At 56.6% G+C, this 9,188-nt stretch carries 10 protein-coding genes and 1 pseudogene; 7 read left to right on the top strand and 4 right to left on the bottom strand.

Annotated elements, in window-relative coordinates; genetic code table 11:
- Positions 1-67: 67 nt before the first annotated feature.
- From ACEQWH_RS11445 to ACEQWH_RS11435, 3 genes and pseudogenes are all read left to right on the top strand, one after another.
- Positions 68-355, top strand: a pseudogene (locus ACEQWH_RS11445) (DUF1330 domain-containing protein).
- Between the two features lie 143 nt (positions 356-498).
- Complete coding sequence (locus tag ACEQWH_RS11440; protein WP_370230956.1) at positions 499-888, top strand: VOC family protein; 390 nt, start codon at positions 499-501, stop codon at positions 886-888.
- Positions 889-1,053: 165 nt separating this feature from the next.
- On the top strand, positions 1,054-1,416 hold the full coding sequence (locus ACEQWH_RS11435; protein WP_370230954.1) for a hypothetical protein: 363 nt from the start codon (positions 1,054-1,056) through the stop codon (positions 1,414-1,416).
- Between the two features lie 86 nt (positions 1,417-1,502).
- Here the strand turns inward: ACEQWH_RS11435 and typA are convergent, their stop codons facing one another.
- Positions 1,503-3,323: a translational GTPase TypA gene (gene typA / locus ACEQWH_RS11430; RefSeq protein WP_370230952.1), complete on the bottom strand. Its 1,821-nt coding sequence runs from the start codon at positions 3,321-3,323 to the stop codon at positions 1,503-1,505.
- A gap of 188 nt (positions 3,324-3,511) precedes the next feature.
- Here typA and ACEQWH_RS11425 point away from each other — a divergent pair, with 188 nt between their 5' ends.
- A complete protein-coding gene (locus tag ACEQWH_RS11425) occupies positions 3,512-4,306 on the top strand; it encodes a class II glutamine amidotransferase (protein ID WP_370230949.1) in 795 nt (264 codons plus the stop codon).
- Here ACEQWH_RS11425 and ACEQWH_RS11420 read toward each other — a convergent pair whose 3' ends face one another.
- The 3 genes from ACEQWH_RS11420 to ACEQWH_RS11410 are packed head-to-tail and all read right to left on the bottom strand — an operon-like array spanning position 4,307 to position 6,354.
- Positions 4,307-5,479: an HD domain-containing protein gene (locus tag ACEQWH_RS11420; RefSeq protein ID WP_370230946.1), complete on the bottom strand. Its 1,173-nt coding sequence runs from the start codon at positions 5,477-5,479 to the stop codon at positions 4,307-4,309.
- Positions 5,476-5,697 (bottom strand): hypothetical protein, encoded by a 222-nt coding sequence (locus tag ACEQWH_RS11415; RefSeq protein ID WP_370230943.1) that lies wholly within the window; start codon positions 5,695-5,697, stop codon positions 5,476-5,478. The genes ACEQWH_RS11420 and ACEQWH_RS11415 overlap by 4 nt, the downstream gene beginning before the upstream one ends.
- 3 nt (positions 5,698-5,700) lie before the next feature.
- Positions 5,701-6,354, bottom strand: a complete 654-nt coding sequence (locus ACEQWH_RS11410) for an alpha/beta hydrolase (RefSeq protein ID WP_370230941.1) — start codon at positions 6,352-6,354, stop codon at positions 5,701-5,703.
- A gap of 169 nt (positions 6,355-6,523) precedes the next feature.
- Between ACEQWH_RS11410 and ACEQWH_RS11405 the strand changes: the two genes are divergently transcribed.
- From ACEQWH_RS11405 to sufB, 3 genes are all read left to right on the top strand, one after another.
- Positions 6,524-6,985, top strand: coding sequence for an Rrf2 family transcriptional regulator (locus ACEQWH_RS11405; protein WP_370230939.1), 462 nt, complete (start codon positions 6,524-6,526; stop codon positions 6,983-6,985).
- Positions 6,982-8,025, top strand: a complete 1,044-nt coding sequence (locus ACEQWH_RS11400; protein WP_370230957.1) for a cysteine desulfurase family protein — start codon at positions 6,982-6,984, stop codon at positions 8,023-8,025. Before ACEQWH_RS11405 ends, ACEQWH_RS11400 begins: the two co-directional genes overlap by 4 nt.
- Before the next feature lie 15 nt (positions 8,026-8,040).
- A partial coding sequence (gene sufB / locus ACEQWH_RS11395; RefSeq protein WP_370230936.1) for a Fe-S cluster assembly protein SufB occupies positions 8,041-9,188 on the top strand: 1,148 nt, incomplete at its 3' end.

Raw genomic sequence — 9,188 nt, 5'->3', positions numbered from 1 at the left:
AGGCGATCCTTCCTATAGCTTTGCGCAGCTCGTCTCGAAACATCGTTATCGTAGAAGGATTTGAATGATGCCCGCACTCTGGATCGCGCATGTCACCGTCACAGACGCAGACGCCTATGGAAAATATGCCGAGCTGGCCGGTCCTGCGATCGCGAAGCACGGTGGCACGTTTCTTGCGCGGGGTGGACGGTTTGTTCAACTTGAAGGCAAAGAGCGTGCGCGCAATGTCGTGGCCACCTTCCCAAATGTCGATACAGCCGTGGCCTGCTATCACAGCCCAGAATATCAATAGGCGCTCAACCATGCGCGCGGTGCGTCCGAGCGTGAACTGATGGTCGTGGAAACCTCCGAATGATGTGATCTCGCTTGCCAGGCCCATGTTCCGCATGGCCACGAAACAAGCAGCTCACGTTTCACAGTGGCGACAATTCCGCTTAGAAAAATGCCCGCGCCCTGCTACCCTTGGGATGTGAAACCATTCCTAACGGGGGCAGCACCATGTCATTGGGGGCATTTTCCATCAGTCTGGCGGTCCAAGATCTTGCGGCGTCTATCGCGTTCTATGAAACCTTGGGGTTTGAAAATTTCCACGACGGGCGCGAGCACAATTACGCAATCCTGAAAAACGGAGAGGCGGTCATTGGTCTGTTTCAAGGCATGTTTGACGGCAATATCCTGACGATCAATCCGGGTTGGACGCAGTCCGCGCAAGCGGTGGCTGGCGATTTCGAAGACGTCCGCGACATTCAAACGCGTCTTCAGGCGGCTGGCATAGAGATCGCGACACCCGCTGAGGCAGAAGGCACCGGGCCTGCCAGTTTCATGCTCACCGATCCAGACGGAAACACAATTCTGTTTGACCAGCATGTCCCAAAGCCGGGCTCATAAAGTCTGCAGGAACAACAGTCAGAAAAACAATAGTTAACGGCATGTAAATTGTCGTTGCCGAACCCTTCGGTGCGCGGCTATACGTGCGTAACATTCAGTTTTCGCTCAGATTTTTCATCCTGAGCTTTTCCTACTTTTGTTCATGTTCTTTATACGGAGGTATTTATGAAGACGAAGTTTTTGTGTGTTTTGGCAGCGGTGACTGCGATTTCAGCGTGTTCTGATGCGAAAAAGGCCAACGAGGTGGACGCGGAGTTTGTGTCTGCCGACAAGTATCGCGGCATGAGTTGTTCGCAGTTGCGCTCGGAAGCGAAACGTCTGAGCGACTCGCTTGGTGATCTCGAGGCGAGCGTGGATCAGTCCTATAAGCAGGACAAGAATTTGGAAGCGGTCACGTGGTTGTTGTTTTGGCCTGCGATGCTGGCGATGGACGGCAATGACGAAGAAACGGCCCGACTGTCCAAAGCCAAAGGCGAAGCCGAGGCGATCAAATCTGCAATGCAGGCGCGCGGCTGTCGCATGAGCTAATCACCGGTTTCGGTGTGCATCCAACAAAAAGAAAGCGCCCCAAATTCGGGGCGCTTTTTGTGTTTCATCGGGTTTGCGAGGCTGCGTCAGGCGTCCAGTTTGGACATCCGCTTGCGCTCATGTGGGTCCAGATAGCGTTTGCGCAAGCGCACTTCGTTCGGCGTCACTTCGACTAGCTCGTCATTGTTGATGTAGGCAATCGCCTCTTCCAGCGACAGGGACATCGGCGTGGTCAGGCGCACCGCGTCGTCCGAACCCGAGGCCCGCACGTTGGTCAGTTTCTTGCCTTTCAGCGGGTTCACTTCCAGATCGTTGTCCCGGCTGTGCTCGCCGATGATCATCCCCTGATAAACCTGTTCCTGCGCGCCGATCATCATCTTGCCACGCTCTTCAAGGTTCCAAAGCGCATAGGCCACAGACACGCCGTTCTCCATGGAAATCAGAACGCCAGCACGGCGACCTGGGATCGCACCCTTAAAGGGAGCCCAGCTGTGGAACACACGGTTCAGAACGCCGGTGCCGCGGGTGTCTGTCAGGAATTCGCCGTGATAGCCGATCAGACCACGCGAGGGCACGTGCGCGATAATACGGGTTTTGCCTGCGCCTGCCGGTTTCATTTCCGCCAGATCGCCCTTGCGCGCGCCAGTCAGCTTTTCGATCACCGCGCCAGAGTATTCGTCATCGACATCGATTGTGACTTCTTCGATTGGCTCGACACGTTCACCGTTTTCCTCACGCATCAAAACCTGAGGGCGGGAAATCGACAGCTCGAAACCCTCGCGGCGCATGTTTTCGATCAGAACGCCCATCTGAAGTTCGCCACGACCGGCAACCTCAAAGGCTTCGCCGCCCGGAGTGTCGGTGATTTTGATCGCGACGTTTGACTCTGCTTCTTTCATCAGACGGTCACGGATCACACGCGACTGCACTTTCTTGCCGTCCCGTCCCGCCAGAGGCGAGTCGTTGATGCCGAAGGTGACGGTGATGGTTGGTGGATCGATGGGCTGCGCTTCGAGCGGCTCATCCACGGCCAATGCGCAGATGGTGTCGGCGACGGTCGCCTTGGACATGCCCGCCAGCGAGACGATATCGCCTGCAACGGCCTCTTCGATGTCTTGCTGTGCCAGACCGCGGAAGGCCTGAATTTTGGTGACACGGAATTGCTCGATCTTTTGACCAATGCGCGAAATCGCCTGAACGGTTGCACCGACCTTGAGTTTGCCGCTTTCAACGCGGCCGGTCAGAATGCGGCCCACAAAGGGGTCAGAGCCCAAAGTTGTGGCCAGCATACGGAAGTCGTCGTCTTGCTTTGTCAACTGGCGTGGGGCAGGGACGTGGTTCACAATCAGATTGAACAGCGCGTGCAGATCCTTGCGAGGGCCGTCCAGATCTACATCGGCCCAACCAGAGCGGCCAGAGGCATAAAGATGAGGGAAATCAAGCTGATCTTCGTCCGCATCCAGCGAGGCAAACAGGTCAAAACACTCGTCCAGCGCGCGGTCTGGCTCTGCGTCTGGCTTATCAACTTTGTTCAGAACCACGATCGGGCGCAGGCCAAGTGCAAGCGCCTTAGAGGTCACGAATTTGGTCTGAGGCATCGGGCCCTCGGCCGCGTCAACCAGCAGCACAACGCCGTCTACCATCGACAGGATCCGCTCAACCTCGCCGCCAAAGTCGGCGTGGCCGGGGGTGTCGACGATATTGATACGGGTGCCTTTCCACTCGACCGATGTGGGTTTCGCGAAAATGGTGATGCCGCGTTCGCGCTCCAGATCGTTAGAGTCCATGGCGCGTTCTGCCACGTCTTGGTTCTCGCGAAACGCGCCAGATTGCTTGAGAAGCTCGTCAACCAGAGTGGTTTTGCCGTGGTCAACGTGTGCGATGATCGCGATATTGCGGAGATCCATGAGTCTGCCCTTGATATGTTCGCGCAGCCCTTAACGCGGCAGTGCAGAAAACACCAGCCCTCTTGCGTGCATTGGTGCCATGAGGGGGCGAGTGTGCAGATCTGACATCGCGCTTGTGCGTCGCGAGCCATAGACGCGGGGCTGAGCCGCTTGATACATCCGCAGCCATTCCAAACGAGGGTAGTTTCATGTGCCGCTGGGCCGCATATATCGGGGAGCCGATTTTTCTAGAAGACATCATCACGCGCCCAGAGCATTCTTTGGTGGCGCAAAGTGTCGAAGCGACAGAGTGCAAAACCACGACCAATGCAGATGGATTTGGCCTTGCTTGGTACGATGACCGGCCAACTCCCGGCCTTTACCGCGATGTTTACCCTGCTTGGTCGGATCCAAATCTGCGCTCGCTGGCGCATCAGGTGAAGTCCCGACTGTTTTTGTCTCATGTCCGCGCGTCCACCGGGGCGGCGACGTCGCGGAACAATTGCCACCCGTTCTCGGCGCGGAATTGGTCGTTTATGCACAACGGTCAGGTCGGCGGTTTTGAGCAGTTCCGCAAGTCAGCCGACATGGCTATCCCCGACGCGCTTTACGGTCAACGGCGCGGTGGAACCGACAGCGAGGTCTTGTTTCTGTTGGCGCTTGGCTTTGGTCTGGATGACGATCCGTGCCATGCGTTGGAAAAATCGGTGTCATGGCTTGAGCGTCAAAGCAAAGCGACCGGTGTGACGCCGCATATGCGTCTGTCGGCCGCGTTTTCCGATGGCGAAACCCTGCATGCAGTGCGCTATTCCAGCGACCGCATCGCGCCCTCGGTTTATTATCGTTACTGCGAGACACGACAGGGCTGGGCCGTGGTCTCTGAACCCTTGGAAGGGGGCGATGGTGACTGGCAGGAACTGGCGCCCGGAAAGATGATTTCCGTATCATCGCAAGGGCTTATCGAGCGTGACTTTGTGCCTGCCGCAGTGGAGGAGGCCGCATAGCTATGCGTCTAGATGGGCGGCATTGGCCTCAAACCACGCGCCAATACGTGCCTGAAGGTGATCCCAAAGATCGGGCGCGCCTTTTGCGACTTTCCAGCCCACACGATCCTCAAGCTGTTGGCGGGACACTTTGTATTCAACCCAGCTGCCGCCGCCGGTTTCCAGATTGGCATTGACCGGTTGCACGCGGTCAACGGATTTCGCGAATACGGCATCGGTGCTTTGGGCGCCTTCAAATTCGTCCCATAGCGCGCGCAGTGCGTCGCCTTGAGCTGTGGGAAGCAGACCGAAAATGCGGTCCGCGGCGGCGGCTTCTTTGGCTTCGATCTCGGCAATATCATGGTTGCCGTGAATAGGGGCGTCTCCAACGTCGATCTCGACAAGGTCGTGTATCAACAGCATCTGAACGACGCGTGATAGATCGACATCGCCTTGTGCGTGTTCGACCAAGATCCAGGCATACATCGCGATGTGCCAAGAATGCTCGCCACTGGTTTCACGACGCGAGCCGTCGCAGAGTTTCGTAGCGCGGGTCACGTTCTTCAGACGGTCGACCTCTAGCAGAAAGGTCAGACGCTGAAGAAAGGCCTCGGGCGGCGTTTCGGTCGTCCATCCCAGATGGTGGGTGGCATAGACATAGGCCTCGGGAAATCGATCAACCAACGTGCGGGCGCGTCCCGTTGTCAGGTTGTCACGCACGATCTGGATGTGATCGGGAATGTCGCGCGCGTTGTTGAGCGTTTGAAAAATCGGTTGGCAGGCATCCAGCGCCTTGGCGAATTGCGCAGATGGTGTGACTGCGGCCTCAAATTCTTGCCAGATCTGCAACACCTCGGCGCCTTGGCCCGCAGGTAGAATGCCAAATATCCGGTGCGCCGCGGCTTTTTCCTGCACCGCTACCGCATCCCAGTCAGTTGGAAGATCAATCGGGTGATCGCCCACGTCGATCTCCACGATATCGTGCAGCAAAAGCATCTTAATGACGCGGGAGATATCAACGGTATCGCCCGCGTGTGGCGCAAAGATCAGCGCATAAACGGCAAGGTGCCAGCTGTGTTCCGCGGAATTCTCAAATCGGCTGCCATCCACGATAAAGCTCGACCGGACTACGCTCTTCAACTTGTCGATTTCATTGAGAAAATCAATTTGTTGATCGAGCGTCTGTTTGGTCATCGCGGGGGCTGGCTCCGAAGCATTTGAGCAAGGGTTTTGCGGGCGCGTTCTTCGGCATCATAGACGCGCACCGCGGTCATATAGGCTTCGTGCAGCGTCGAAGAAGACGCCTCGAGAACCTGGCCAATCGTATGCACCATATTCAGATCGCCCGTCTCTTGTTGGGCTTTCAGAACGTCACGCGCGAGTTTTTCGCCCAGGTTTTCGACGTAGCTCATGGGTTATCGCGAATTCTCTGTCAGGCGGCGTTTCACATAGTCACTGACGTTGCCGATCATCGTGTCCATATGCGGCTCTTTAAAGAAGTGATCCGCACCTTCGATCTCGGTGTGTGTGATTGTGATGCCTTTTTGCTCATGCAGCTTGTTCACCAGGGATGTGGTGTCCGCAGGCGGGGCCACACGGTCGCCGGTGCCGTTGATGATCAGTCCCGACGACGGGCAGGGCGCGAGGAAGCTGAAGTCATACATATTCGCCGGAGGCGACACGCTGATAAAGCCGGTGATTTCGGGACGACGCATCAAAAGCTGCATGCCGATCCATGCCCCAAAGCTAAAGCCGGCAACCCAGCAATGTTTGGAGTTTGTGTTCATCGACTGAAGGTAATCCAGCGCGCTTGCTGCATCAGACAATTCGCCAACGCCCTGATCATACTCGCCCTGAGACCGCCCGACGCCGCGGAAGTTAAACCGCAGAACCGTGAAGCCCATGTTGTAGAAGGCGTAGTGCAGGTTATAGACAACCTTGTTGTTCATCGTCCCACCGAACTGCGGATGCGGATGCAGCACGATGGCAATCGGTGCGTCACGATCTTTTTGAGGGTGATAACGGCCTTCTAGGCGTCCTTCTGGACCAGGAAAAATGACCTCGGGCATATGTTTGCCTGTCTCCTTCAATAAAGTGCAATGGTTTCTTGACGAAATCCCTCAGGCACTTTAGAACTATTCTAACTACAGGCCGCTGCGGCCTGCTTCGTTTGGCGTTTTAAGCGGTCTACGCAATGCGGCAGCGGAGGTCAACGAATTCGCGTGAGGAACTGGGGCTATGAAACTCTCGACGAAAGGGCGCTACGCGGTAGTAGCACTCGCCGATATTGCTCTGCAACCCGTTGATAAACTTGTAACTTTGGCCGAGATTTCCGAGCGTCAAGATATCTCGTTGGCCTATCTGGAACAACTTTTCCTGAAACTGCGCCGCGCAGATCTTGTGGATTCCGTGCGCGGCCCTGGCGGGGGCTATCGTTTGGCTCGCCCGATGTCCGAGATTCGAATTGTCGATGTACTGGCGGCGGTTGATGAAACCGTTTCTGCGCTGCACACGGGGGCAGGGGCCTCTGGTGCGCAAAGCGGATCGCGCGCGCAATCGATGGCAAACCGTCTTTGGGAGGGGCTGTCGGCGCATGTTTATGTGTTTCTGCATCAGACCCGCCTTTCTGATATCGTCGAGAACGGCCTCGCACCCTGTCCTGCCGTGCCCAGCTTGTTTGCGGTGGTGGATGAGGACTGATGCGAGCCTATCTGGACCAGAACGCCACGACGCCTCTGCGTCCGGAAGCGCGCGATGCGATGATTGCCGCGATGGATCTCGTCGGCAATCCGTCATCGGTGCATTCCGAAGGGCGTGCGGCGAAGTCAGCTTTGGAAAAGGCCAGACAAACCCTCGCGTCTGCCTTTGGCGCTGATGGGGCAGAGGTTGTTTTCACTTCAAGCGCGACCGAAGCGGCAGCGCTTGCGCTGCAGGGCCGTGGCATTCACGGCAGCGCGGTTGAACATGATGCAGTCCGCGCGTGGATCGACGAGGACTTGTCCGTTGCGCCGGATGGTGTCGTGTCGGCGCCTAGCCCAGCAACGTCCACGGTTCAGTTGGCCAATTCCGAGACGGGCGTTGTTCAGTCTCTGCCGCAAGGACTGGCCGTGACCGATGCAACGCAGGCGTTTGGCAAACTGCCCGTTGCGTTCAATTGGCTTGGTGCGGATATGGCGATCCTCTCGGCGCATAAGCTTGGCGGCCCGAAGGGGATCGGTGCGTTGGTGATGAAGCGCGGCATTGACCTTGAGGCGCGTCTTAAAGGCGGCGGCCAAGAGATGGGCCGACGTGCGGGCACCGAGAATATCATCGGCGCGGTCGGCTTCGCGGCGGCGGCAGAGGCCGCGCAGCGTGACATAGAGAGCGGCGTTTGGACGAAAGTTCAGAAATTGCGCGATTTATTGGAAAGCACCATTGAAAGCGCAGCAAATGAGACAATTTTTGTGGGGAAAGGGTCTGAACGACTTCCCAACACAAGTTGTTTTGCGGTGCCCGGGTGGAAGGGCGAAACACAGGTGATGCAAATGGATCTGGCAGGCTATGCGATTTCCGCGGGCTCGGCCTGTTCCTCTGGCAAAGTCAAAGCCAGCGCCGTGCTGCAGGCAATGGGGTATGACGCGACAACCGCGTCAAGCGCGATCAGGGTCAGCCTTGGTGGCGAAACAACAGAACAAGATGTCATGGGGTTTGCCGAAGCTTGGCTGGCTCAATGGCGGAAATACCGCGCCCGTGCGGCGTGACTTAAGGAGACGCAAATGGCCATTTTGGACCAAGACGTAAAAGAAGGTGTCGATCAGGAAACCGTGGATGCGGTTCGCGAGGTCGGCGGAGCCTATAAATACGGTTGGGAAACCGACATCGAAATGGAATATGCGCCCAAGGGTCTGTCTGAGGACATCGTGCGGCTGATTTCCGAAAAGAATGACGAACCCGAGTGGATGCTGGAATGGCGTCTTGAGGCGTTCAAGCGTTGGCTCAGCCGCGAAGAACCTGATTGGGCGATGGTCAGCTATCCCGAGATCGATTTTCAGGACCAGTATTACTATGCGCGCCCAAAAAGCATGGAAGAAAAACCAAAGTCCTTGGACGAGGTCGATCCTAAGCTTTTGGAAACCTACCAGAAACTGGGCATCCCGCTGAAAGAGCAAATGATCCTCGCAGGTGTTGAAGGCGCCGAGGATGCGCCGGCAGAGGGGCGCAAAGTGGCTGTGGATGCGGTCTTTGACTCTGTGTCCGTCGGCACAACCTTTCAGGCCGAACTGAAAAAAGCGGGTGTGATCTTTTGCTCGATCTCTGAAGCAATCAAAGAGCATCCCGAGCTGGTGAAGAAGTACCTGGGCTCTGTGGTTCCGGTGCAGGACAACTTCTATGCGACGCTGAACTCTGCGGTCTTTTCGGATGGCTCTTTTGTCTACATCCCGCCTGGTGTGAAATGCCCGATGGAACTGTCCACCTATTTCCGGATCAACGCGGAAAACACCGGCCAGTTCGAGCGTACTCTGATCATCGCGGACAAGGGCAGCTATGTGTCCTATCTGGAAGGCTGTACCGCGCCACAGCGTGACATAGCGCAGTTGCACGCAGCGGTCGTTGAGATCATCATCGAAGAAGACGCCGAAGTGAAATATTCCACCGTTCAGAACTGGTTCCCAGGTGACGAGAACGGCAAGGGCGGCATCTATAACTTTGTGACGAAACGTGCGGATTGCCGTGGCGATCGTGCCAAGATGATGTGGACACAGGTTGAAACCGGATCTGCGGTGACTTGGAAATACCCGTCCTGCATCCTGCGCGGCGAAGAAAGCCAGGGCGAATTTTACTCCATCGCGATTGCCAACAACCATCAGCAAGCAGATACCGGCACCAAGATGATCCACTTGGGCAAAGACACCAAGTCTCGCAT

It is taken from the genome of Cognatishimia sp., assembly GCF_964229375.1.
Lineage (GTDB): Bacteria > Pseudomonadota > Alphaproteobacteria > Rhodobacterales > Rhodobacteraceae > Cognatishimia.
Note: the sequence above shows the minus strand (reverse complement) of the source record. Positions and strands in the feature narration are given on the sequence as shown.